Origin of the sequence: Microlunatus flavus, assembly GCF_900110855.1 — a bacterium.
Lineage (GTDB): Bacteria > Actinomycetota > Actinomycetes > Propionibacteriales > Propionibacteriaceae > Microlunatus > Microlunatus flavus.
On the sequence record NZ_FOFA01000004.1, the window covers coordinates 159,590 to 183,656 of the forward strand.

Below are 24,067 nucleotides of genomic sequence, written 5' to 3' on the forward strand. Positions count from 1 at the left end.
CGAGCGGTACCTCCGTACGCCGAGCGGTACCTGTTCCCGCTCAGGACGCCTCCAAGACCGGGAAGGCCTACCGCTCGAGCGGTCGCTCCTCCTCACGAGCGGTACCTGGTCCCGCCTCGGACGGCCGCTCGACCGGGAAGACCTACCGCTCGGCGTACGCGGCCGGCCCACCCTCACTCCTGACGCCTCCGCAGGAACGTCGACGGCCCCGCACGACGCGAGGTCGTGGGGGGCCGTCGGGCACCGCGTACGGGGGTGAGGGTCAGTAGGCGCCGCTGGAGCCGAGGACGGCGCGGACGGTCTTCCAGATGATGACGATGTCCTGGAAGAGCGACCAGTTCTCGACGTAGTAGAGGTCGAGGCGGACCGACTCCTCCCACGACAGGTCGGAACGTCCGCTGACCTGCCACAGGCCGGTGATGCCAGGCTTGACCAGCAGCCGGCGGTGGACCATGTCGGTGTAGGTCATGACCTCGTCGCGCAGCGGCGGCCGCGGGCCGACGATGCTCATCTGGCCCGAGAGCACGTTGAACAGCTGGGGCAGCTCGTCGAGGCTGAACCGGCGCAGGAACCGCCCGACCGTCGTCACGCGCGGGTCGTTGCGCATCTTGAACAGCGGCCCGGCGCCCTCGTTCATCTGCAGCAGGTCGGTACGGACCTTGTCCGCGTCCTGGCGCATCGAGCGGAACTTGAGCATGCCGAACGGCTCGCCGTTCAGGCCGATGCGCTCGGAGCGGTAGAAGACCGAGCCGGGGCTCGTGAGCTTGACCAGCAGCGCGATGACCAGCATGACCGGCGACAGCACGAGGACCGCGAAGCCGGCGCCGAAGAGGTCGAGGGCGTGCTTGCCGAGCTTGCCGGCGCCCTCGTACTGCGGCTTGTCCACGTGCAGGAGCGGCAGCCCGGCGACGGGGCGGACCTGCAGGCGGGGGCCGGCGACGTCGACCACGCCGGGGGCGACGACCAGGTCGGTCCCGGTGGCCTCGAGCTGCCAGGCCAGGGCCCGCATGCCCTCGTTGCCGAAGAACTCGGTGTTGCTCACCGCGACCATGTCGGCCTGCGTCGCCTCGACCGAGTCGATGACCGTGGACTCGTCACCCAGCACCGGGACGGAGTGGCCCTCGATGTCGAGGACCTCGCCGGTGTGGCCGCGGCCGGGCTCGCAGACGCCGACGACGCGGTAGCCCGCGGCGGGGTCACGCTCGAACACGGTGGCCATGGCCATGGCCGCGCGGTGCGATCCGACGACGAGCACGTCGGAGAGGTAGCGGCCCTCGCTGCGCTGGCGCCGCAGCCAGACCCGCCAGAGCTGACGCTGCACGAGCAGCAGCACCAGCCCGACGGGCAGCGCGACGGCCAGGTAACCGCGGGCGAGGTCGAGCTTGAGCAGGTAGGCCAGGATCGCGATCGTCCCGAACAGCGCGAACGAGGCGCGCACGACCCGGCGGAACTCCTCCGGCCCGGAACCGACGACGCGGCCCTCGCGGCTGTGGAACCCCGACAGGGCGAGCGCCCACAGCACGACCAGGACGGCGGAGATCAGCGAGTAGCTGATGGAGGCCCGCAGCAGCACGTCGTCCGACGAGACGCCGAACCGCACCAGCTGGGCGATGACCACGGCGACCACGACGACGATGAGGTCGCTGACGGCCAGCCGGGCCCGGTAGGCCTCGAGCCAGCGCGAGACCGGCGGTGAGGTGCTGAAGCCCGTACGGGCCAGGATGTGGTGAGGCGCCAGAGGCCTCTGGTCGATCTGCGTCACGGTCTCAGCACTTCTCCCCGAGGTGGTGCCCACGAGTCTCCCCAGACTCGTGCTGACTCCTCGGACGCACGCGCGCGGTGACTTTCGGGCTCCGGGGTCGGCCCGCGTCGGCGGCGGTCACCCGTCTCCGACAACGAGATCACCTTAACGGGGACGAAGAGCGACCGCCAACCGTTGAGCGGTGACGGCCGTCATACCCGGAACACCGGCTCCTCACACCGACGACGGCTAGCCTTCCGCCCGGTACGAAACGCCCGACCCGACCCCCGAGGACGACCCCGATGATCCCCGACGCGCCCGCGCCGCAGCGCCGCGCAGCCCGACCGGCGTGAGGCACCTAGCCCGCGCCCTGGTCGTCGTGCTCGGGGCCGTGTCCACCCTCGGCTTGGCCGCCGGCTGCAGCCCCGAAGCGAAGCCGCCCGCCGAGCCCACCTGCGCGATGCCCGACCCGGCCCCCACACTGGCGCCGGGCAGCCTGACGCTGCCGGCGAAGCCGTCGGTGCTGATCCTCGGCGACTCCTACACGGAGGGCTACGGCGCCGAGCCGGAGACGAAGGGCTGGGCCTACCTCGTCGGCAAGCCGCTCGGCTGGCGGGTCACGGTCAACGGCGTCGGCGGCACCGGCTACGTCAACCCGGGCCCGCGCAGCGAGGGCACCTACCTCCAGCGGCTCCCCTCGCTCCAGGGCCGCTCCTTCGACCTGGTCGTGGTGCAGGGCGGGTCGAACGACCGGGACACGCCCTACCCCGCCCTGCAGGACGCGGTCACTCGCACGATCGACGCCGTGCGGAGCGACTTCCCGACGGCCAAGGTCGTGATCATGGGACCGGCCACCCCGTACGGGAAGCCCGACCCGACCCGCGTGCTCTCGCAGTGCGTGCTCGCCGGCTTCGCGCAGAGCCAGCAGCTGCCGTTCGTCGACCCGCTGGGTGAGCGGTGGTTCGTCGACGGGGACGGCGACCGCTACGCGAACCCGCAGAACGGCCACCCGAGCAACGCCGGCTACTCCCACATCGCGGAACGCTTCGAGGCCGACGTCCGGGTCCTGCTCGGCACCGGCGCCTGAGCGGTCCCGCCGAGCGCACGACGCCGCCCCCGCGCGCTACCCCGGACGGCCGTCCAGCCCGACGTGCAGCAGCCACTCGTCGCTGTTGCCGGAGACCGAGTCCTTGTCGCCCTTCGTCGAGGTCGTGACCCACAGGCCGTGGCCCGACCGGTCCGGCTCCACCGTCCGCAGGCGCCCGTAGGTGCCGGCGAGGTACGCCGTCGGCGTGCCCAGCGACGAGCCCTCGACCGGGATCCGGTAGAGGCGCTGCCCGCGCAGGCAGCCCACGTAGAGCACCTCGCGGACGGCGGCGATGCCCGAGCACGACCCGAGATGGGTGGCGTAGGTCTTCTTCGGCGCGACGAGCCACGACTCCGAGCAGCGCCCGACGGTCCCCTCGCAGCGCGGCCAGCCGTAGTTGCCGCCCTTGACGACCAGGTTCGTCTCGTCCATCGCGCTGTTGCCGAACTCCTGCTCCCACAGCCGCCCCTGGGCGTCGAAGGCCAGGCCCTGCGGGTTGCGGTGCCCGAAGCTCCACACGTAGTTGCCGAACGGGTTGTCGGAGGGCACCGTGCCGTCGGGCTCCATCCGCAGGATCTTGCCGCCGAGGACCGACAGGTCCTGCGCCGACGACTGGTCCTGCCCGTCGCCGACCGCGACGTACAGGCGACCGTCGGGCCCGAAGCGCAGCCGGCCGCCGTCGTGGAACTTGTTGCGCGGCAGCCCGGCGAGCAGGACCTGCTCGCTCGCCGCGTCCAGCGTGCTGCCGACCAGGCGCACGCGGACGACGCGGTTGTCGGTGGCGGTGCTGTGCATGGCGTAGACCCAGTGGTCGGTGGCGAAGGTCGGCGCCACCGCGAGGCCCATCAGCCCGCCCTCGCCGTCGGTGCCCTGGACCCCGGGCAGGGTGCCGACCACGCTCTGCCGCCCGGTGGCGGGATCGGTGCGCACCAGCTGGGCCGCGTCGCGCCGGGCGTGCAGCACGGTGCCGTCCGGCAGCGCCACGAGGCCCCAGGGCAGGTCGTCGTCGTGGGCCACCTTGCGCACGGAGCAGACGAGGCAGCCCGTGCCCACGGTCACCGTGACGGCCGCGCTCGCCGGGGAGGTGTTCAGCTGCGGATCGCGCGCCAGCACCCGGTAGGTGTGCGTGGACCCGGCCGCGACGCCCGAGTCGAGGAACGTGGTCTCGGTCGGGCCGTCCTCCACGCCGGTCAGCCGCCCGACGGTGACGCCGTCGCGCTGCACCAGGTAGTAGCGCACGCCGCTCGCGTCGAAGGAGGGCTGCCAGCGCAGCCGGACCGCGGTGCCGCCGACCACGGCGGCGGTCAGGCTCGTCGGCGCGTTCGGCGGCGTCGTGTCTGGGGCGCACGCGGGCGGGGTGATCGCTAGCGTGGCGCTGGCCTGCGAGACGAGCCCGGCCTCGTCCCGGTCGTTGACGTAGAGCCCCCACGGCACGCCCGGCCGGACGTCGAACCGCAGCGACTGCCGCTCCGGGCTGCCCGCGACGGAGGTGATGAGCTGGCCGTCGTGGTAGACGTCGGCCCAGCGCGCCGTCCGCCCGTCGCTCTGCAAGCCGTCGCGCCAGTGGAGGGTCACGCGGCGGCAGGTGAGCTCGCTGACGGTGAGGTCGTCCGGCGCTCCGGGCGGTTCGGTGACCTGCGGGAAGGCCGACGAGCGCCAGAGCCGGTCGAGGGTCCCGGTGCAGGGCTGCAGCTCGACCGGCGTGCCGGCCGCCGGAGCGCTGCCCCGCAGCGTCGCGCACCGGGAGGTGCCGCCGACGGCGAGGGCACCGGTCACGGGCTGGACCCGTACGGCCTGCGACGCGGCGCCCGTGCAGGGCTCGACGACCAGGCGCAGCCCCGCCTGCAGGGTCCGACCGTCCAGGCAGCGCGTCCCGCCGAAGCCGGTCAGGACGCCGACCCCGTCGCCGTCGGGGTCCGCGTACGCCCACCGCTGCCCGGCCCGGCCGTCGCAGTTCTCGACGACCAGCGGCGTCGTCGGCGCGTCGGAGCCCTGGGCGGGCGTCAGGCACCGCCCGGAGCCGCGGCTCACGACCGGGGCCCCGACCTCGGCGGCCGCAGCGGGCCCCGGGGCGGCGAGGGTGGTCAGCAGGACCAGTGCGGCCAGCAACCACGCGGCGGTCGGGGCCGGGGAGCGACGGGGCAGGTGCACGGGCGTGCCTCTCGACGGCGCGGCGCCGGGCCCCCGCCACGGCTGCCCGGTCGGCCCGGGCGGCGCCACGCTAGACCCGCGGAGGACCCGGGCGCCAGGGCCGAAGGAGCGGTCGCGTCAGCCGCGGCGCAGGACCCGGCGGCGTACCGGCTGCCCGATCAGCTCGGCGACCAGCACGGCCGCGGCGATCGCGAGGCCCCGCGCGACCGCGTCGACGAGGCTGACGATGCCGTCGACGGCCTGGCCGGTCGAGAGCTCGAGCATCCCGCGGTACAGCGTGAGCCCGGGCAGCAGCGACAGGATGCCCGGCACGAAGACCATGAGCGGCAGGGCCCGTTGGGCGTTGGCCAGCGCGTAGCCGCTGAGGCCCACCACGAACGCCGCGCAGGCGTAGGCCGCCACCCCGGTCAGGCCGAGCGACTGGACCACGGACAGGACGAGCATGCCCAGCGCCCCCGACAGCGCCGCGGCGGGCAGCAGGCGGTAGGGCGTGTAGTAGGTGATGGCCGCCGCGGTCGCCGCGACCCCCGCGGAGGCGACCCGGACGGGCAGCGCGTCGAGCCCGAGGACGTCGGGGTCGACCGACATGTCGACGCCGAGGGCCCGGGTCAGCCCGAGCCCGAGGGCGACGCCGCCGACCAGGCCCCCGACGACCAGCAGGACCTCCGAGACGCGCGCCGTCCCGGTGACGAGGTAGCCCGCGAGGGCGTCGCGCACGCCGTTGACGAGCGTGCCCCCGGGCAGCAGCGCGACGATGCTGCCCGCGACGACCAGGGCCGGCGTTCCCTGCGCCCCGAGCGCGGTCGTGGTGGCGGCGGCGAGGGTCGCGACGACCCCGCCGACGACGTTCAGGTAGAAGGTCGGGACCCGGTGGCGGGCCAGCCCCCGGCCGAGCACGTCGATGAGCGCCGCGGTGGTGAGCACGACCAGGGCCGCCGCCCAGGAGCCGCCGAGCTGCGCCACGATCGCGGCGGCGAGCACGCCGCGGGCGGCGGTGACGAGGTTGTCGCCGTACGGGTGCGGCCGCTGCTCGATCTCGGCCAGCCGCTCGAACGCGGCGTCCCGGTCGAGGTGGCCGTTGGCGAGCGCGATCAGCAGCTGGTGGGTGTCGGCGAGGCGGGAGTGGTCGTCGCCGCGCTGCCGGACCACGCTGACCGAGGTCAGCGGCGGCCGCTCGGGGTCGGGGCGGACGGAGACGAAGATCGAGGTGAAGGTGACGTCGACCTCCGGGTGCGGCAGGCCCATCGCGAGCGCGGCCGCCCGGATCGAGGCCTCGACGTCGTCGATCGACGCGCCCCGGGCGAGCATGACCGCCCCGACCCGGTGCGCGAAGTCGAAGGACCGCTGCTGCTCCGCGTCGACCGGCGCGGGCAGCGGCCGCTGGACGTCCCACAGATCGAGCGGCGGGACGGCGTTGATGAGCGTCGGCGGGTCGTCGTCGGCCCAGACCCGGTTGACCTGGCGGCGCAGCCGGCGCCAGCGCTCCTGCCCCGGCTGGTCCTCCCAGGACATGGCCACCCTCCGCTCGACGGGCCCCGTGCGCCGTCGACCCGGGCGGGACACCCGATGCTCAGCCGCGCCCGTCGGCCTTGTCAACTGCGCCCGGAGCACTGGAAGCCGACCCCGGCGCGCACGCACGCGACGACCCCCAGGCAGGCGTTCGGTCACAGATCGGGAACGGTTCCTGTGACCTTGCTTGACCCTCCCTGTGAGCCGCCTTAGTTTGTCGAGTCAACAGACAAAGGAGCCTGTGGTGTCGTACGGGGGACGGCTCACGGCTGACGCGGGAGCGTCGGCCGGGCTGGTCGAGGTGCGCCGCCACAACCTCGCGCTCGTCCTCGCGCACCTGCGCTCCAGCGGCGCCCGCTCCCGCGCCACCATCGCCGCCGAGACCGGGCTCACCCGGTCCACGGTCTCCAGCCTGGTCGCCGAGCTCGCCGAACGCGGGCTGGTCGCCGAGGGCGCCACGGCGCGTGGCGGCGTCGGGCGGCCGTCGCAGCCGGTCGACCTCGACGGCGCGCACTTCTTCACCGTCGGCGCCGAGGTCGACCTCGACCACCTCGCCGTGACCGCCCTCGACGTCCGGGCCGAGGTCGTGGCCGAGCGGTGGGTGCCGCTCGACGCGGGCGCGCTGCGGGCCACGGCCGTCCTCGGCCGCCTCGCCGGCCTCGTCGGAGAGGTCACCGCGCAGCTGCGGCGCTCGGGCCGGGAGCTCGTCGGCATCACGCTCGCCGTCCCCGGGCTGGTCGAGCAGCCCACCGGCCGGGTGCTCAGCGCCCCCAACCTGGGGTGGGCCGACATCGACGTCGTCGACGTCGTACGCGGGCTGCTCGACGAGCCCGCCTGCCCGCTGCTGATCGACAACGAGGCGAACCTGGCCGCGCGGGCGGAGGTCTCCACCGGCGACCGGGTCGGCGTGCGCGACCTCGTCCTGCTGACCGGCGGGATCGGCGTGGGCGCCGGGGTCGTCGCCGGCGGGCACCTGCTGCGCGGCGTCCACGGCTTCGCCGGCGAGGTCGGCCACATGCAGCTCGACCCGGGCGGCCAGCCCTGCGGCTGCGGCCGGCGCGGGTGCTGGGAGACGCAGGTCGGGTTGAACGCGCTGCTCGCCGCGGCCGCCGACGAGGGCGACGCCGTGCGCGACCCCGCGCTCGACGTACGGCGCCGCCTGGAGACGCTGGCGGCACGCGCGGAGGACGGGGACGCCCGCACCCTCGAGGCGCTGGAGCGGACGGCCGGGTGGCTGGGTGCAGGCGCCGGCGTCCTGGTCAACCTCTTCAACCCCGAGCTGCTCGTCCTCGGCGGCTACTTCGCCGTGCTCGGCCGCTGGCTCGCCGACCCCGTCGCCGCGGCGCTGCCGGCCCGCGTCTTCGCCCCCCGCTCCGGCGGCTGCCGCGTGGAACCGTCGACGCTCGGCTACTCCGCCGCCGCCCGGGGCGGCGCGCTGGAGGCCCTGTCGCGCATCTTCGCCGACCCGACCGCCGTGGCCGTGCGGTCGTCCCCGCCCACCCGTCCGGCACCCGTCCCCTCAGGAGCACCCGCATGAGCGACCCCGCCGCCCCCGGAGCCGAGCCCGCCGCCGGTCGGAGCGTCGAGCCCGGGTCCGGCCGCACCGACACCCTGCCGCTGCTGCAGATGAGCGGCATCGTCAAGCGCTTCCCCGGCGTCGTCGCCCTCGGCGGCGTGGACCTCGTCGTCCGCGCGGCCGAGGTGCACTGCCTGCTCGGCCAGAACGGGGCCGGCAAGTCGACGCTGATCAAGGTGCTGTCGGGGTCCTACCAGCCCGACGAGGGCGAGATCAGCTGGGAGGGCCGACCGGTGTCGTTCCCGACGCCGATCGCCGCGATCAAGGTCGGCATCTCCACGATCTACCAGGAGCTCGACCTCGTGCCGGACCTCACGGTCACCGAGAACATCTTCCTGGGCCACGAGCTGTCGACGGCCGGCTTCACCCAGCGGGGCAAGGCCGCCGCCCGGGCGCGCGAGCTGCTGGCGCGGATGGGCCACACCGGCATCTCCGTGAACGCTGCCGTCGGCAGCCTCTCCCCCGCCGCGCAGCAGATCGTCAGCATGGCCCGCGCCCTGTCGCACGACACCCGCCTGCTGATCCTCGACGAACCGTCCGCCGTGCTCGACGCGGGCGAGGTCGAGAACCTGTTCCGCGTCGTGCGCCAGCTGGTCGCCCAGGGCGTCGCCGTCGTCTACATCTCCCACCGCCTCGAGGAGATCCGCCGGATCGGCGACCGCATCACCGTCCTCAAGGACGGCACGAGCGTCGCCACCGACCTCCCGGTCAGCGAGACGCCCACCCGCGAGCTGATCCGCCTGATGACGGGACGCTCGATCGAGTACGTCTTCCCGCCGCGCACCGAGGCCCCGGCCCTCACCGCCGAGCCGGTGCTCGAGGTCACCGACCTCGAGGTGCGCGGGCTCTTCTCCCCCGTCAGCCTCGCCGTGCGGCCCGGGGAGATCGTCGGCCTCGCCGGGCTCGTCGGCGCCGGTCGCTCCGAGGTCGTCGAGACCCTGTACGGGGCCCGGCGCGCGACCGGCGGAACCGTGCGGGTCGGCGGCCGGACGATGCCGAACGGGTCGGTCTCCGCCCGCGTCGCCGCCGGCGTCGGGCTGTGCCCCGAGGAGCGCAAGAGCCAGGGGCTGCTGCTCGACCAGTCGGTCTTCAGCAACATCACCATCTCGACGCTGCGGCGCTTCTCGCGCGCGGGGTTCCTCGACGACCACGCCGAGCGGGTGGCCGCCCGCCGCCTGACCGAGTCCCTCGACGTCCGGCCCACCGGCGTCGACCGGGCCGTCCGCACCCTGTCGGGCGGCAACCAGCAGAAGGTCCTGCTCGCGCGCTGGCTGCTGCGCGACTGCAAGGTCCTGCTGCTCGACGAACCCACCCGGGGCGTCGACATCGGCGCCCGCACCGAGATCTACACCCTCGTCCGCCGCCTCGCCGACTCCGGCGTCGCGGTGGTGGTCGTCTCCAGCGAGGTCGAGGAGGTGCTGGGCCTGGCCGACCGCGTCCTCGTGATGCGCGAGGGGTCGGTCGTCCACGAGGCACCCGCCGCCGACCTCGACGAAGCCAAGGTCCTGGACCTGGTCATGGAAGGAGCTCCCGCATGAGCGAACCGGAACTCACCACCGTCGTCGGCCGCGCGACGGCCTCGCCGGGCGCGCGCGAGGACACCGGTCCCTCGCCGAGCCGGTCGGACGGGCCGCGGCGCGAGGGCGGCGTCGCGCACGTGCTGCGCACGGGGGCCGGCCGGAACCTCGGCCTGGTCATCGCGCTGCTGGTGCTGTGCATCGCCGGCGTGGCGACCGCGGGCGACCGCTTCGCCGACGTCAACAACGTCCTCACCATCCTGCGGCTGGCCGCGGTCATCGGCGTCGTCAGCGTCGGGCTCACCTTCGTCATCACGGGCGGCGGCATCGACCTCTCCGTCGGCGCGATCGTCGCGCTCAGCTCGGTCTGGTGCACGACGCTCGCGACCCAGTCGATGGCCAACTCGAGCACCTGGCTGGTGATGGCCTTCGCCGCGCTGGTGGTCGGGGCCGGCTGCGGCCTGGTGAACGGGGTGCTGGTCGCGTACGGCAAGGTCGTGCCCTTCATCGCCACGCTGGCCATGCTCGCGGCGGCGCGTGGCCTGGCCGAGATCATCTCCAACCGCCGCACGCAGATCGTCAACGTGCCGGCCTTCGTCGACGTCCTCGACGCCGACGTGCTCGGCATCCCGGTGCTGGTCATCCTCTTCGCCGTCGTGGCCGCGCTCGGCTGGGTCGTGCTCAACCGCACGACCTTCGGCCGGCGCACCATCGCCGTGGGCGGCAACCCGGAGGCCGCCCGGCTCGCGGGCATCCGCGTGCAGCGCCACACCATGTACCTCTACGTGCTGCTCGGCCTGTGCTGCGGCGTCGCGGCGCTCATGCTGGTCGCCCGGACGACGACCGGCAGCTCGACCCACGGCACCCTCTACGAGCTCGACGCGATCGCCGCGGTCGTCATCGGCGGCACCCTGCTCAGCGGCGGGCGCGGCACCATCGTCGGCACCGTCATCGGGGTGCTGATCTTCACGACGCTGTCGAACGTCTTCACGCTCAACAACCTCTCGGTCTCGGCCCAGTCCGTCGTCAAGGGCCTGATCATCGTCGCCGCCGTGCTGCTCCAGCAGCGCCTGGCGACCCGCACCCGGACCTGAACCCCCAGCACGCGCACACCTGCCCAGCACGCCCGCTTCACCGTCGAAAGGGAGTCCTCCAGATGCCTGCCCACCACCACCCACGACCCGTACGCCGCCACCTCGTCGGTGCCGTCGTCCTCGGCTCCGCCGCGCTGCTCGCCGTGAGCGGCTGCACGAACAACACCCCGGCGCCCGCCCCCGCACCGGCACAGAGCTCCGGCGCCGGTGCCGGGTCCGGCTCGAGCAACGACGCCGCCGGCCAGAAGGTCACCATCGGCTTCTCGGCGCCGGCGGCCGACCACGGCTGGATCGCCTCGATCACCGACCAGGCCAAGGCGACCGCGACGGCCAACAGCGACATCGACCTCAAGGTCGCGGCCGGCACCAACGACGTCAACCAGCAGATCAGCCAGGTCGAAACCTTCATCAACGACAAGGTCGACGCCATCGTGATCCTGCCCTTCGACGGGGCGGCGCTGACGACGGTGGCCAAGAAGGCCATGGACGCGGGCATCCCCGTGGTGAATGTCGACCGCGAGTTCAGCGACCCGAACGCCGCCCGCGTCACCGTGCTCGGCGACAACTACGGCATGGGCGTCTCGGCCGGGCAGTACATCTGCGACCAGCTGCAGGGCAAGTCCGACGCCGTGGTCGCCGAGATCGCCGGCATCGACTCGCTGCCGCTGACCCAGGACCGCAGCAAAGGCTTCAAGGACGCGCTCGCCAAGTGCGGCCAGGACGTCGACAACCGGGTCGCCGCCGACTTCACCGTCGAGGGCGGGGAGAAGGCGACCTCGAACCTGCTCCAGGCCGCGCCCAAGATCGACGCGATCTGGAACCACGACGACGACCAGGGCGTCGGCGTCCTCGCCGCGATCAAGAACGCCAACCGCAGCGAGTTCTTCATGGTCGGCGGCGCCGGTTCGGCGAACGCCATGCGCGAGATCCAGAGCGGCAACGGCGTCCTGAAGGCGACCGTGATCTACCCGTCGACGCAGGGCGCCGACGGCGTCAAGCTCGCCCGCCTGCTCGTGCAGAAGAAGGGCCTGTCCGACATCCAGGAGGTCGAGGTGCCGCGCAAGGTCCAGCTGTACGCGCCCGTCGTCACCAAGGACAACGTCGACCAGTACCTGGGGACGGCCTTCGAGTCCTGACCGACCCCGCGCCCGGCCGCCGAGCGGCCGGGCGCGAGGCTGGACCCCGTGCACGCACGCGGCACACCCGCACGCCCTCTCGTGAACCGCCCCCACACCCGCCCGCCGACCCCAGGAGGTCGCCGCATGACCCGTCCGATCACCCTCTTCACCGGCCAGTGGGCCGACCTGCCCTTCGAGGAGGTCTGCCGCCTCGCCTCCGGCTGGGGCTACGACGGCCTCGAGATCGCCTGCTGGGGCGACCACTTCGACCCCTGGGCCGCGGTCGAGGACGACGCGTACGTCCCCGCCAAGCTCGAGACGCTGAAGCGCCACGGGCTGCAGGTGTTCGCGATCAGCAACCACCTCAAGGGCCAGGCCGTCTGCGACGACCCGATCGACGCCCGGCACCGCGACATCCTCCCCGACCGCATCTGGGGTGACGGCGACGCCGAGGGCGTCCGGCAGCGCGCCGCCGAGGAGATGAAGATGACCGCCCGCGCCGCCCGCAAGCTGGGCGTGGACGTCGTCGTGGGCTTCACCGGCTCGTCGATCTGGAAGTACGTGGCGATGTTCCCGCCGGCCTCGCAGTCGCTGGTCGACGCGGGCTACGAGGACTTCGCCAACCGCTGGAACCCGATCCTCGACGTCTTCGACGCCGAGGGCGTCAAGTTCGGCCACGAGGTGCACCCGAGCGAGATCGCGTACGACTACTGGACGACGACGCGCGCGCTCGAGGCCGTGGGCCACCGCGAGGCCTTCGGCCTGAACTGGGACCCGAGCCACTTCGTGTGGCAGGACCTCGACCCGGTCGGGTTCCTGTGGGACTTCAAGGACCGGATCGTCCACGTCGACTGCAAGGACGCCAAGCTCCAGGTCGGCAACGGCCGCAACGGCCGCATGGGCTCGCACCTGGCGTGGGCCGACCCGCGGCGCGGCTGGGACTTCGTCTCCACCGGCCACGGCGACGTGCCGTGGGAGCGCTGCTTCCGGATGCTCAACACGATCGGCTACGAGGGCCCGATCTCGGTGGAGTGGGAGGACGCGGGCATGGACCGCCTCGTCGGCGCGCCCGAGGCGCTCGAGTTCGTCCGCAAGCTCGCCTTCGACGCCCCCGAGGCCGCCTTCGACGCGGCCTTCAGCACCCAGGGCTGACCCGTCCCCGAGCCGACCACCTCCGCCGACGACCCGGTCCCCGCCCACGGGGACCGGGTCGTCGCCGTCCCGCCCGAGCGCCTGGCCGGGTGGTGGGAGCGGTTCGAGGCGCGCCACGGGCCGACCACGGCTACAGCGACGTCGACGGAGGTCACGTTGACCGCGCCGGACGGTGCCGTCGCCGTCCTCGAGGTCCCCTTTCCGCCGCTGCCGCCAGGCGCCGGACCCGGAGCCGTCGTCGACCACGCGCTGCGCGACCGGACGATCGGCGCGGTTCTCGTCCGGCGCGGCGGGTACGCGGTCGGCCGCTTCGACGGCCGGCGCCTGGTCGCCTCGAAGGTCGGCAGCGCCTACGTCCAGGGCCGCACCAAGGCGGGTGGCTGGTCGCAGCAGCGCTACGCGCGCCGACGCGCCAACCAGGCCACGCAGGCGTACGGCGAGGCCGCCGACGTGGTCGTCACCCTCCTGCTGCCGCACGTGCGCGACCTCGAGGCCGTGGTCGGGGGTGGCGACGACGCGGGCGTGCAGGCGGTCCTCGCCGACCAGCGGCTGGCTCCACTGCGTCCCCTCCTGGCGCCGCGGGTGCTGCCCACGGCCGACCCGCGGCTGCGCGTGCTCGAGGCCTTCGGCGACCAGCTGCGCGAGGTCCGCGTCAGGCTGAACGCCCTCGCCTGACCCGCCTCAGGCGCTGCCGCGCTGCCCCTGCGCTCCCCCTCCTCCACGGACGTCTGCAGTGGTGGCGCCGCGGCGCCCGAGCGCGTCGACGGCGCCGGAACCGCCGCGGCTCAGGGCGACGGGACCAGAAGGGATGCGACCGCCTCCCGGCTCGTGACGCCCGGGAGCTGGAGGGTGAACTCGGCGCCGCCCTCGGCCGAGCGGCCGGCGTGGACGCTGCCGCCGATCTCGTCCATCGTCTTGGCGACGATCGCCAGGCCGAGCCCGGTGCCCTTGGTCTTGCGACCCGACTCGCCGCGGAAGAAACGGTCGAACACGTAGGGCAGGTCGGCGTCGGGGATCCCGGGGCCGGCGTCGGACACCCGCAGCCGGTTGCCCTCGAGGCGCACCCGGACGGTCGACCCGGGCGGGCTCCACTTCACCGCGTTGTCGAGGAGGTTGGTCACCGCCCGGCGCAGCGAGTCGGCGTTGGCGACGACGAAGAACGGCTGGAGCTCGACGTCGAAACTGACCCCCTGGGCCCGTCGTTGGACCCGTTCCAGCGCGCTGGTCACCACGTCGCGGACGTCGAGCGGGGCGAGGGCCAGGGCCGAGTCGTCGCGGGCGACGTGCACGAGGTCGCTGATCATCTCGCTGAGCTCACCGAGCTGGCCCTGCACGTCGCCCAGCACCGCCTCCTTCTGCTCGACGCCGAGCCGGTCCCGCCGGAGGTCGGTGGCGAGCAGGTCGACGTTGGTCCGCAGGCTGGTGAGCGGGGTCCGCAGCTCGTGCCCGGCGTCGGCGACCAGCCGGGACTGCCGCTCGCGGGCCTTGGTCAGCGAGGCGAGCATCAGGTTGAACGACGCGGCCATCGTCACCAGGTCGCCCTTCGCGTAGCGGACCGAGACGGGCTGGAAGTCCTGCGTCGCCGTCACGTGCTGCATGGCCTCGGTGAGCTGCCGCATCGGGCGCAGGCCGGAGGCTCCGACGATCACGCCGGCGACCGCCGCGGCGAGGATGCCCGCCAGGCAGATCCCACCGAGGACGAGGCGTTGCACCTCGAGGACCTGGAGCACGGGTTCGAGGGAGCGCCCGACCAGCAGCGCGTACCCGGTGCCCGCGAGCGGGACGGCCACCACGACGTACCGGTGGCCGTCGGAGATCCGGCCCGACCGGCGGAGCGTCGAGGCGTCGGGATTCGTGGCCGCGAGGTCCCTCGTCTCGACGACGAGCTGACGCGCCTCGCCGGGGATGCCCAGCACCCGGCCCTGCCCGTCGACCGCCTCGACCACCACCATCCCGGCCTGGCGCAGGTCGGCGGACAGCGTGCCGGTGGTCGCGATGCTGCGGGCGGCCGGTCCGGAGAGGTCCTGCGCGATCGAGGCGGCCACCTCCTGCGAGGCGTTGACGAGCGAGGCCCGCAGGGCGAAGTACCCCACGCCGCTGCAGAGGACGACGGTCAGCGCCACGGCCACGGTGGTCAGCAGCGACACCCGCCGTTGCAGGGGGTGGTCCCACAAGAAGCGCAGCGTCTTCATCCGTCGACCTCCCGTAGGAACCCCGAGCGGGGCACCAGGGCGTCGCTCGAGCCAATAACTTCCGGCTCACCATAAGCGCCGGGGAAGCGCTCCGGTAGAGATCCTCAGGTTCCCACGCTCGACCGCGACAAGAGCGGCCGGGCTCCCCTCGCGGACCAGCGCCGCCGTCCTCGGGGGCCCACGCTCCTGGCCGAAGCCTTCCGGGCGGCGTTCGCCTGCAGAGGACGTCGGGAATGGATCGGGCCCGACCAACCTTGAGTCGATGTCGCTCAAGCAGACCGGGCGACCCGAACGGAGGCTTGACCCGATGACGACCACCGAACTCCCCATCCTGTTCCTGAACGACCTCGTCGTCCTCCCCGGCATGGTCGTGCCGGTCGAGCTCGACCACGCCGCGCGTGCCGCGATCGACGCCGCCCGCGCGCACAGCGACGACACCCTGCTCGTCGCCCCCCGCCTGAACGACCGCTACGCCTCGTACGGCGTGGTCGCCTCGATCGTCCAGCTCGGCCGCCTGCAGAACGGCGACCCGGCCGCGGTCCTCAAGGCCGACCGCCGCGTGCGCATCGGCTCCGGCGTGTCCGGGCCCGGCACCGCGCTGTGGATCGAGGCGGAGGAGCTCGACCCGACCTTCGAGACCGACGAGATCCGTGAGCTCGCCGAGGAGTACCGCCACCTGCTGGTGGCGACCCTGCAGCGCCGCGACGCCTGGCAGGTCATCGACACCGTCAACAAGGTGACCGACCCGAGCGGCCTCGCCGACCTCGCCGGCTACGCCTCGTGGCTGTCCGACGAGCAGAAGCGTGAGCTCCTCGAGACCCCGTACGTCGCCGACCGGCTCCGCGTCCTCGTCGAGTGGGTGAAGAACCACCTCGCCGAGACCGAGGTGAACGACAAGATCGCCGACGACGTCCGCGAGGGCATGGAGAAGAGCCAGCGCGAGTTCCTGCTGCGCCAGCAGCTCAACGCCATCCGCAAGGAGCTCGGCGAGGACGAGCCCGAGGGGGCCGAGGACTACCGCGGTCGCGTCGAGGCCGCCGACCTGCCCGACGAGGTCCGCAAGGCCGCGCTGCGCGAGGTGGGCAAGCTCGAGCGCGCCAGCGACCAGAGCCCCGAGTCCGGCTGGATCCGCACCTGGCTCGACACGGTGCTCGACCTGCCGTGGTCGACCAAGACCGACGACTCGACCGACATCGCCGGGGCCCGCGCGGTGCTGGACGCCGACCACCACGGCCTCGAGGACGTCAAGGACCGCATCGTCGAGTACCTCGCGGTGCGCGCCCGTCGCTCGCAGCGCGGGCTGGAGCTCGTGGGCGGACGCGGCTCGGGTGCCGTCATGGTGCTCGCCGGTCCTCCCGGGGTCGGCAAGACGTCCCTCGGCGAGTCCGTGGCGCGCGCGCTCGGACGCAAGTTCGTCCGCGTCGCCCTCGGCGGCGTGCGGGACGAGGCCGAGATCCGGGGCCACCGCCGCACGTACGTGGGCGCCCTGCCGGGCCGCATCGTCCGCGCGATCAGCGAGGCGGGCTCGATGAACCCTGTCGTGCTGCTCGACGAGATCGACAAGGTCGGCTCCGACTACCGGGGCGACCCCTCCTCGGCGCTGCTCGAGGTGCTCGACCCGGCGCAGAACCACACGTTCCGCGACCACTACCTCGAGGTCGACCTCGACCTGTCCGACGTGCTCTTCCTCGCGACGGCCAACGTCGTGGAGAACATCCCCCAGCCGCTGCTGGACCGGATGGAGCTCGTCACCCTCGACGGCTACACCGAGACCGACAAGGTCGCCATCGCCCGCGAGTACCTGCTGCCCCGGCAGCTCGAGCGGGCGGCGCTGACGGCCGACGAGGTCCAGGTCGACGACGAGGCCCTGCGCGAGATCGCGGCCGACTACACGCACGAGCCCGGCGTCCGCCAGCTCGAGCGGCTGCTGGCCAAGGCGCTGCGCAAGGCGACCACCCGGCTCGCCCAGCAGGGTGAGCAGGAGGGCGACCAGGAGGGCGACGGGGGCAGCGCCCGTACGCCGCTGGTGATCACCAAGGCCAACCTGCGCGAGTTCCTCGGACGGCCGCGGTTCACCCCGGAGGCGCACGAGCGGACCTCGGTGCCGGGCGTGGCCACCGGCCTCGCCGTCACCGGGATGGGCGGCGACACGCTGTTCATCGAGGCGAGCGTCCTGCCGGCGACCGAGGGGCACGGCGGCGGGCTGACCCTGACCGGTCAGCTGGGTGACGTGATGAAGGAGTCGGCGCACATCGCCCTCTCCTACGTCCGGGCCCACGCCGCGCAGCTCGGGATCACCGACCCGAGCGTGCTCGACCGGCCGATCCACGTGCACGTCCCGGCCGGCGCCGTCCCCAAAGACGGACCGTCGGCGGGCGTCACCATGGTGACCGCGCTGACCTCGATGGCCACCGGGCGACCGGTGCGCGGCGAGGTGGGCATGACCGGCGAGGTCACCCTCAACGGTCGGGTCCTGCCGATCGGCGGGCTCAAGCAGAAGCTGCTCGCCGCCCAGCGGGCCGGCCTCACGACCGTGTTCGTCCCGCAGCGCAACGCCCCGGACCTCGACGAGGTCCCGAGCGAGGTCACCGACGCCGTCGAGGTCGTCCTGACGACCGACGTGGCCACGCTGGTGACGGCGGCCCTCGAGCCGGTCGCCGCAGCCACGCAGGTCGCTGACGCGGCCTGAGCCAGAGCGTCACGGACCCGGTGCCCCTCCTCGGAGCACCGGGTCCGTGTGCTTGAGCACCGAACAGTTGATGATTTGTTTGTCGAGTGACTCGCCCGTTAAACGACCACGGTGCTAACGTCTTCCTCATCAGCAGGTAGTACGTCGGAGGAACTACCGCGCTTTCGATCGTGGACGAGGTCCTGCGAGCTCCCGTTGGGGGAGAGCTCCAGGGCCCGTTCAGGTCAAGGCCGTCGTCCGACGGACGCCCCCACCGCGTCCCTGCCCTCTCGAGGAGATCCCCATCGCCGACGACGTCGCCATGGACGTGGCCGTGCGCAACCTCCGGTCGCTGATCCTCGCCGGGGAGCACTACCGCCAGGCGGTGTCGGTCGCCATCGGGCTGGGCACGACCGAGAGCCAGGCGCTCTCCTACCTCGCGGTCCACGGCGAGAGCGGCCAGTCGGTCCTCGCCCGCGACCTCGGCCTCACGAGCAGCGCGTCCACCGCCCTGGTGGACCGGCTGGAGCGCCAGGGCGTGTGCGAGCGGGTGCGCCACCCGAGGGACCGCCGGCGGCTCATCGTCCGTCTGACCCCCCGGGGCCAGGCGGTCGTCGACGAGAGCCACCACTGGCTGGCGGCGACCCTGCAGCAGATCGACCCGAGCGAGCTCGAGCAGGTGTCGCACTGGATCGCGTTCCTGGCCGACGACCTGCGCACCCGGACCTCGGCCCGCGAGGCCGAGGGCTGGAGGGGCGCGACCCACGCGCTGCCCGCCTGAGCCTCCTGCGCGGCGCCCGTCGGACGCCGAGCCCCGAGAACGCTCGATCGGACGATGATTCGGTCGCCGGGACGTCTTCCGGTCGAGCGGCTTCGTGCTAGCGTCACTCGTGAAAGCAGGTAGTACGTCGGAGGAACTGCCGCGCTTCGACCGAGCACCGGTGGACCGGCTGCCCTCGCGGGGAGCAGGTGGGAGCCGTCTCGGCCGCCTCGCCCGACAGACGTCCCGACCCGACGTCCCTGCGTCCAGGAGCACGAGATCGATTCCACCCCTGTCATGACGGACGCGGTGCGCAACCTCCGTCAGATGATCCTCGCGGGCGAGCACTACCGGCAGGTGATGGCCAACGCCATCGGGCTCGGCACGACCGAGAGCCAGGCGCTGTCCTACCTCGCCGTCCACGGGGAGAGCGGGCAGACCACCCTGGCCCGCGACCTCGACCTGACCAGCAGCGCCTCGACCGCGTTGGTCGACCGCCTCGAGCGGCAAGGGGTGGCCGCGCGTGTCCGGCACCCCAAGGACCGCCGTCGCACGATCGTCCGCCTGACCGAGCGGGGCCTGGTCATGATCGGCGAAAGCCACCGGTGGCTGCAGGCGACCCTCGAGCAGCTCGACCCGGACACGCTCGAGGTGGTGTCGAGAGCCCTGGCCACCATCGCCGGCGACCTGCGCACGCGCACGTCCGCCGAGCACGCCGACGACTGGCACGACGTCACCCGCGCGCTACCGGCCTGAGCCCGCTGTCAGGAACCGGCCACGTCAGGATCAGGACACCGGATTCTGAGGATCACCCTCAGGACGTGCCGTAAAGTAATTCATGGCGGACGGGGGTGATGAACCCCCGAGCATCATCCTCGTCCGCCGCACCGAGAAGCCCGTCGCCACCTGAACCCCCGAGCAGGTGGGACGGGCTTCTTGTGCGTCCGGAGCCGGGTCGGCCCCGGACCGCGGATTCCGCGGCCGCGGGGTCCTCCCCCGGCGAGTCACGAACCCGGGCGGCCGCTCAGGCGGCCGAGCTCGTCCCGGTGGGTTCGGCGTGGTCCTCGTCCCACCGCGACTTCACCAGGCTCGCGACGGCCGTGACGGTGAGCGTCACGATGATGACGGCGAGCGACAGCCAGATCGGGATCTCGAGACTGAACGGGATGCCCAGACGCTCGTCGAGGTGGTACTCGTGCAGCGCGTGGAAGACCAGCTTGACGCCGATGAACGCGAGCACGACCGAGAGCCCCAGCGACAGGTACACCAGCTTGCGGAGCAGACCGCCGAGCAGGAAGTACAGCTGGCGCAGGCCCATCAGCGCGAAGACGTTGGCGGTGAAGACCAGGTACGGCTCCTGCGTGAGGCCGTAGATCGCCGGGATCGAGTCGAGCGCGAACAGCAGGTCCGTGCTGCCGAGGGCCACGATGACGATGAACATCGGCGTGATGAGCCGCTTGCCGTCCCGCCTGACCGTGAGGTGCGGGCCCTCGAAGTCGTCCGTCGAGGGCAGCCGACGCCGCACGAGGCGCAGCAGAGGGTTGTCCGGCGCGTCCTCCTCGTCGTCGTGCTTGCGGTACTCGACCACCAGGCGCACGGCGGTGTAGAGCAGGAACGCGCCGAAGATGAAGAAGACCCAGCTGAAGCGGTCGATGGCGGCGGCGCCGACCGCGATGAACACGCCGCGGAAGATCAGCGCCAGCACGATGCCGACGAGCAGCGCGAACTGCTGCAGCTCCCTCGGCACCTTCAGCTTGGCCATGATGATGAGGAAGATGAAGAGGTTGTCGATCGAGAGGCTGTACTCGGTCAGCCAGCCGGCGAAGAACTCGCCCGCGTAGCGGGGGCCGGCGACGCCCCAGACCCCCAGCCCGAAGACCACCGCGAGACCGACGAAGACGCCGATCGCGATGCCGGCCTCCTTCATCGACGGTTCGTGGGGCCGCCGTCCGATGACGAAGATGTCGAAGCCGAGGATCGCCACCATGATCGCGATGGTGGCGGCCCAGGCGTAGCCGTGGACGTCCAACTCAGGAGCCTCCGAGACGTGGGTGTGGGCATGCAGGACCGTCTCGGAGGTCTCTTCCGCCGGCTCTCGCCGACCGGGGGCGCCGGGCAGCAGGACCGTGGTCCTGCCCGCCGTGCTGACGACGCCGCTGCGGGGGAATACTCCCCTCCAACAGGGAAGTATGGCAGCCCGGACGCGTGCCGGACAAAACGTCGACGACCCTCGGAGGGCGAGCCCGCTCTGAGCCTGTCGAACGACCAGCACGGGTTGGCGTCCTGGGGCCCTCGAGGGGCGGAGCTCACCCTATGGACGCGGACGCTCCTTGAGCCTGCCGAAGGGCCCCGAAGGGGTTGGCGTCCTCAGGTCCGCGCCCGCGCGCACGCTCCCTGAGCCTGTCGAAGGGCCCCGAAGGGGTTGGCGTTCTCAGGTCCGCGCCCGGCCAGACGCTCCCTGAGCCTGTCGAAGGGCCCGAAGGGGTTGGCGTCCTCAACCCTCGCCCGGGCAGACGCTCCCTGAGCCTGCCGAAGGGCCCCGAAGGGATTGGCGTCCTCAGGTCCGCGCCCGGCCAGACGCTCCCTGAGCCTGTCGAAGGGCCCGAAGGGGTTGGCGTCCTCAACCCTCGCCCGGGCAGACGCTCCCTGAGCCTGCCGAAGGGCCCCGAAGGGATTGGCGTCCTCAGGTCCGCGCCCGGCCAGACGCTCCCTGAACCTGTCGAAGGGCCCCGAAGGGGCTGGCGTCCTCAGGTCCGCGCCCGGCCAGACGCTCCCTGAACCTGTCGAAGGGCCCTGAAGGGGTTGGTGTCTCAACCCTCGCCCGGGCAGACGCTCCTTGAGCCTGTCGAAGGGCCCCGCAGGGGTTGGCGTCCTCAACCCTCGCCCGGGCAGACGCTCCCTGAGCCTGTCGAAGGGCCCCGAAGGGGTTGGCGTCCTCAACCTCGCCCGGGCGCATGCTCCCTGAGCCTGTCGACGGGCCCGAAGGGGTTGGCGTCCTCAACCCTCGCCCGGGCAGACGCTCCCTGAGCCTGTCGAAGGGCCCCGAAGGGGTTGGCGTCCTCAACCTCGCCCGGGCGCATGCTCCCTGAGCCTGTCGACGGGCCCGAAGGGGTTGGCGTCCTCAACCCTCGCCCGGGCAGACGCTCCCTGAGCCTGTCGAAGGGCCCCGAAGGGGTTGGCGTCCTCGCCCGTCGATCACGAGCAGGTGGTGCGTCGCAGCACAGGCGCGTCAGGCAGCACGCGCCCGAGCCCGCCCACCCCTCCGTGCCCTTCGCCGACCTCAGGGAGTGTGGCCCTGCGCCCCGTCGTCGGACCCCGCACACCGAGCCGGCGGGGTCGGCGTCAGCGGTTGGCCTCGACCATCTGCCGCAGCTCCTTCTTGAGCTCCGACACCTCGTCGCGGATCCGGGCCGCGACCTCGAACTGCAGGTCGGCGGCCGCCGTGTGCATCTGCTCGGTGAGCTGCTGGACGAGGTCGGCGAGCTCGCCGGCCGGCATGCCGGCGGTCTTGCGGATCTGGTCGGCGTCGCGCCCCAGCGCCGGCACGGGCGACTTTCCCTTGCCGCGCTGACGGCCGGCACTGCCCGCCAGCAGCGAGTCGGTGTCGGCGTCCTCGCGCGCGAGCATCTCGGTGATGTCGGCGATCTTCTTCTGCAGCGGCTGGGGGTCGATCCCGTGCTCGAGGTTGTACGCGACCTGGACCTCACGACGCCGGTTGGTCTCGTCGATCGCCGCCGCCATCGAGTCGGTGATCGAGTCGGCGTACATGTGCACCTCGCCGGAGACGTTGCGCGCCGCGCGCCCGATCGTCTGGATCAGGCTCTTCGCGCTGCGGAGGAAGCCCTCCTTGTCGGCGTCGAGGATGGACACCAGCGACACCTCGGGCAGGTCGAGGCCCTCCCGGAGCAGGTTGATGCCGACGAGGACGTCGTACTCCCCCATCCGCAGCTCCCGCAGCAGGGCGATGCGCTGCAGCGTGTCGACCTCGGAGTGGAGGTAGCGCGTGCGCACCTTGTTCTCGAGGAGGTAGTCGGTGAGGTCCTCCGCCATCTTCTTGGTCAGCGTGGTGACCAGCACGCGCTCGCCCCGCTCGGCGCGCAGCCGGATCTCCCCGATCAGGTCGTCGATCTGGCCCGACGTCGGCTTGACGACCACCTGGGGGTCGACGAGGCCGGTCGGCCGGATCAGCTGCTCGACGTAGCCGTCGCCCTTGGCCAGCTCGTAGTCGCCGGGCGTCGCCGACAGGTAGACCGTCTGCCCGATGCGCTCGACGAACTCCTCGAAGCGCAGGGGCCGGTTGTCCATCGCGCTCGGCAGCCGGAAGCCGTGGTCGACCAGCGTCCGCTTGCGCGACATGTCGCCCTCGTACATGCCGCCGATCTGCGGGATCGTCACGTGCGACTCGTCGACGACGAGCAGGAAGTCCTCGGGGAAGTAGTCGAGCAGCGTGTTCGGCGGCGAGCCCGGCCCGCGGCCGTCCATGTGCCGCGAGTAGTTCTCGATGCCGGAGCAGGTGCCGATCTGGCGCATCATCTCGATGTCGTAGCTGGTGCGCATCCGCAGCCGCTGCGCCTCGAGCAGCTTGTGCTGCGACTCGAGCTGCTGCAGCCGCTCCCCCAGCTCGAGCTCGATGTCGTGGATGGCACGCTCCATGCGCTCCGGGCCCGCGATGTAGTGGCTGGCGGGGAAGACGTAGACCTCGGAGTCCTCGGTCACCACCTCCCCGGTCACGGGGTGGAGCGTCGACAGCTTCTCGATCTCGTCACCGAAGAACTCGACGCGGACGGCGAGCTCCTCGTACATGGGGAACACCTCGAGGGTGTCCCCGCGCACGCGGAACGTCCCACGGGTGCCGGCCAGGTCGTTGCGCGCGTACTGGATGCTGACCAGCCGGCGCAGCAGCGCGTCGCGGTCGACCTCCTCGCCGACCTTCAGGCGCACCATGCGGTCGACGTACTCCTGCGGCGTGCCCAGGCCGTAGATCGCCGACACCGTGGCCACGACGATGACGTCGCGCCGGGTCAGCAGGGAGTTGGTCGCGGAGTGCCGCAGGCGCTCGACCTCCTCGTTGAGCGAGGAGTCCTTCTCGATGTAGGTGTCCGTCTGCGGGACGTACGCCTCCGGCTGGTAGTAGTCGTAGTACGAGACGAAGTACTCGACGGCGTTGTGCGGGAAGAACTGCCTCAGCTCGTTCGCGAACTGCGCCGCCAGCGTCTTGTTGGGCTGCATGACGAGCACCGGTCGCTGGACCCGCTCGGTGAGCCAGCCGATGGTCGCGGTCTTGCCCGTGCCGGTCGCGCCGAGCAGCACGACGTCCTGCTCACCGGCCCGGACCCGTCGCTCCAGGTCGGCGATGGCCGTCGGCTGGTCGCCGGACGGCTGGAAGTCGGCCTCCATCGTGAAGGGCGCGACCGTGCGCTGCAGGTCGGTGATCGGACGCATGCGTCGAGCCTACTGACGGCCTCTGACAGTTCTTGTCCTCCTCGCGCCCCGGGCGAGCGC

15 protein-coding genes and 1 pseudogene are annotated in these 24,067 nt (G+C 72.6%); 10 read left to right on the forward strand and 6 right to left on the reverse strand.

What is annotated here, in order from left to right:
• Positions 1–262 precede the first annotated feature (262 nt).
• Positions 263–1,762, reverse strand: a complete 1,500-nt coding sequence (locus tag BMY04_RS11535; RefSeq protein WP_198410098.1) for a sugar transferase — start codon at positions 1,760–1,762, stop codon at positions 263–265.
• Between the two features lie 328 nt (positions 1,763–2,090).
• On the opposite strand from BMY04_RS11535, the gene BMY04_RS11540 reads away from it, so the two are divergent.
• A complete protein-coding gene (locus BMY04_RS11540; protein ID WP_139209830.1) occupies positions 2,091–2,828 on the forward strand; it encodes an SGNH/GDSL hydrolase family protein in 738 nt (245 codons plus the stop codon).
• Between the two features lie 36 nt (positions 2,829–2,864).
• Here the strand turns inward: BMY04_RS11540 and BMY04_RS11545 are convergent, their stop codons facing one another.
• Positions 2,865–4,979: a PQQ-dependent sugar dehydrogenase gene (locus BMY04_RS11545; RefSeq protein WP_091180093.1), complete on the reverse strand. Its 2,115-nt coding sequence runs from the start codon at positions 4,977–4,979 to the stop codon at positions 2,865–2,867.
• Between the two features lie 117 nt (positions 4,980–5,096).
• A complete protein-coding gene (locus BMY04_RS11550; protein ID WP_139209831.1) occupies positions 5,097–6,491 on the reverse strand; it encodes a threonine/serine exporter family protein in 1,395 nt (464 codons plus the stop codon).
• Positions 6,492–6,732: 241 nt separating this feature from the next.
• Between BMY04_RS11550 and BMY04_RS11555 the strand changes: the two genes are divergently transcribed.
• The 6 genes and pseudogenes from BMY04_RS11555 to BMY04_RS11580 all read left to right on the forward strand — a co-directional run.
• Positions 6,733–8,025 (forward strand): ROK family transcriptional regulator, encoded by a 1,293-nt coding sequence (locus BMY04_RS11555; RefSeq protein ID WP_091180100.1) that lies wholly within the window; start codon positions 6,733–6,735, stop codon positions 8,023–8,025.
• Positions 8,022–9,602, forward strand: a complete 1,581-nt coding sequence (locus BMY04_RS11560; protein ID WP_198410099.1) for a sugar ABC transporter ATP-binding protein — start codon at positions 8,022–8,024, stop codon at positions 9,600–9,602. Before BMY04_RS11555 ends, BMY04_RS11560 begins: the two co-directional genes overlap by 4 nt.
• Positions 9,599–10,675 (forward strand): ABC transporter permease, encoded by a 1,077-nt coding sequence (locus BMY04_RS11565; protein WP_091180103.1) that lies wholly within the window; start codon positions 9,599–9,601, stop codon positions 10,673–10,675. The genes BMY04_RS11560 and BMY04_RS11565 overlap by 4 nt, the downstream gene beginning before the upstream one ends.
• A 62-nt stretch (positions 10,676–10,737) precedes the next feature.
• Positions 10,738–11,811, forward strand: coding sequence for a substrate-binding domain-containing protein (locus BMY04_RS11570; RefSeq protein WP_091180107.1), 1,074 nt, complete (start codon positions 10,738–10,740; stop codon positions 11,809–11,811).
• A 126-nt stretch (positions 11,812–11,937) separates the two neighbouring features.
• Positions 11,938–12,945: a sugar phosphate isomerase/epimerase family protein gene (locus tag BMY04_RS11575; protein WP_091180111.1), complete on the forward strand. Its 1,008-nt coding sequence runs from the start codon at positions 11,938–11,940 to the stop codon at positions 12,943–12,945.
• Between the two features lie 66 nt (positions 12,946–13,011).
• Positions 13,012–13,620, forward strand: a pseudogene (locus BMY04_RS11580) (acVLRF1 family peptidyl-tRNA hydrolase); the annotation flags it as partial.
• Between the two features lie 110 nt (positions 13,621–13,730).
• Here BMY04_RS11580 and BMY04_RS11585 read toward each other — a convergent pair.
• Complete coding sequence (locus tag BMY04_RS11585; RefSeq protein WP_091180119.1) at positions 13,731–15,137, reverse strand: ATP-binding protein; 1,407 nt, start codon at positions 15,135–15,137, stop codon at positions 13,731–13,733.
• A gap of 307 nt (positions 15,138–15,444) precedes the next feature.
• Here BMY04_RS11585 and lon point away from each other — a divergent pair, with 307 nt between their 5' ends.
• The 3 genes from lon (at position 15,445) to BMY04_RS11600 (ending at position 19,321) form a co-directional block, all read left to right on the forward strand.
• Entirely contained in the window at positions 15,445–17,826 is a 2,382-nt protein-coding gene (lon, locus tag BMY04_RS11590; RefSeq protein WP_091180130.1) for an endopeptidase La, read from the forward strand.
• 301 nt (positions 17,827–18,127) lie between these two features.
• The gene (locus BMY04_RS11595; protein ID WP_091180133.1) at positions 18,128–18,586 is read left to right on the forward strand and encodes a MarR family winged helix-turn-helix transcriptional regulator; all 459 of its coding nucleotides are present in this window, start codon (positions 18,128–18,130) and stop codon (positions 18,584–18,586) included.
• Between the two features lie 276 nt (positions 18,587–18,862).
• A complete protein-coding gene (locus BMY04_RS11600) occupies positions 18,863–19,321 on the forward strand; it encodes a MarR family winged helix-turn-helix transcriptional regulator (protein WP_091180135.1) in 459 nt (152 codons plus the stop codon).
• A gap of 268 nt (positions 19,322–19,589) precedes the next feature.
• On the opposite strand, the gene BMY04_RS11605 is transcribed toward BMY04_RS11600, so the two are convergent.
• Both BMY04_RS11605 and uvrB read right to left on the reverse strand, forming a co-directional pair.
• Positions 19,590–20,594 (reverse strand): TerC family protein, encoded by a 1,005-nt coding sequence (locus BMY04_RS11605; RefSeq protein ID WP_091180138.1) that lies wholly within the window; start codon positions 20,592–20,594, stop codon positions 19,590–19,592.
• Positions 20,595–21,907: 1,313 nt separating this feature from the next.
• Complete coding sequence (uvrB, locus tag BMY04_RS11610) at positions 21,908–24,007, reverse strand: excinuclease ABC subunit UvrB (protein WP_091180142.1); 2,100 nt, start codon at positions 24,005–24,007, stop codon at positions 21,908–21,910.
• Positions 24,008–24,067: the final 60 nt, after the last annotated feature.

Coding starts and splice junctions, on each gene's coding strand:
- BMY04_RS11570 (WP_091180107.1), top strand. CDS start 10,738: ATGCCTGCCCACCACCACCCACGACCCGTACGCCGCCACCTCGTCGGT.
- BMY04_RS11595 (WP_091180133.1), top strand. CDS start 18,128: ATGGACGTGGCCGTGCGCAACCTCCGGTCGCTGATCCTCGCCGGGGAG.
- BMY04_RS11600 (WP_091180135.1), top strand. CDS start 18,863: ATGACGGACGCGGTGCGCAACCTCCGTCAGATGATCCTCGCGGGCGAG.
- BMY04_RS11565 (WP_091180103.1), top strand. CDS start 9,599: ATGAGCGAACCGGAACTCACCACCGTCGTCGGCCGCGCGACGGCCTCG.
- BMY04_RS11585 (WP_091180119.1), bottom strand. CDS start 15,137: ATGAAGACGCTGCGCTTCTTGTGGGACCACCCCCTGCAACGGCGGGTG.
- BMY04_RS11560 (WP_198410099.1), top strand. CDS start 8,022: ATGAGCGACCCCGCCGCCCCCGGAGCCGAGCCCGCCGCCGGTCGGAGC.
- BMY04_RS11575 (WP_091180111.1), top strand. CDS start 11,938: ATGACCCGTCCGATCACCCTCTTCACCGGCCAGTGGGCCGACCTGCCC.
- uvrB (WP_091180142.1), bottom strand. CDS start 24,007: ATGCGTCCGATCACCGACCTGCAGCGCACGGTCGCGCCCTTCACGATG.
- BMY04_RS11550 (WP_139209831.1), bottom strand. CDS start 6,491: ATGTCCTGGGAGGACCAGCCGGGGCAGGAGCGCTGGCGCCGGCTGCGC.
- lon (WP_091180130.1), top strand. CDS start 15,445: ATGACGACCACCGAACTCCCCATCCTGTTCCTGAACGACCTCGTCGTC.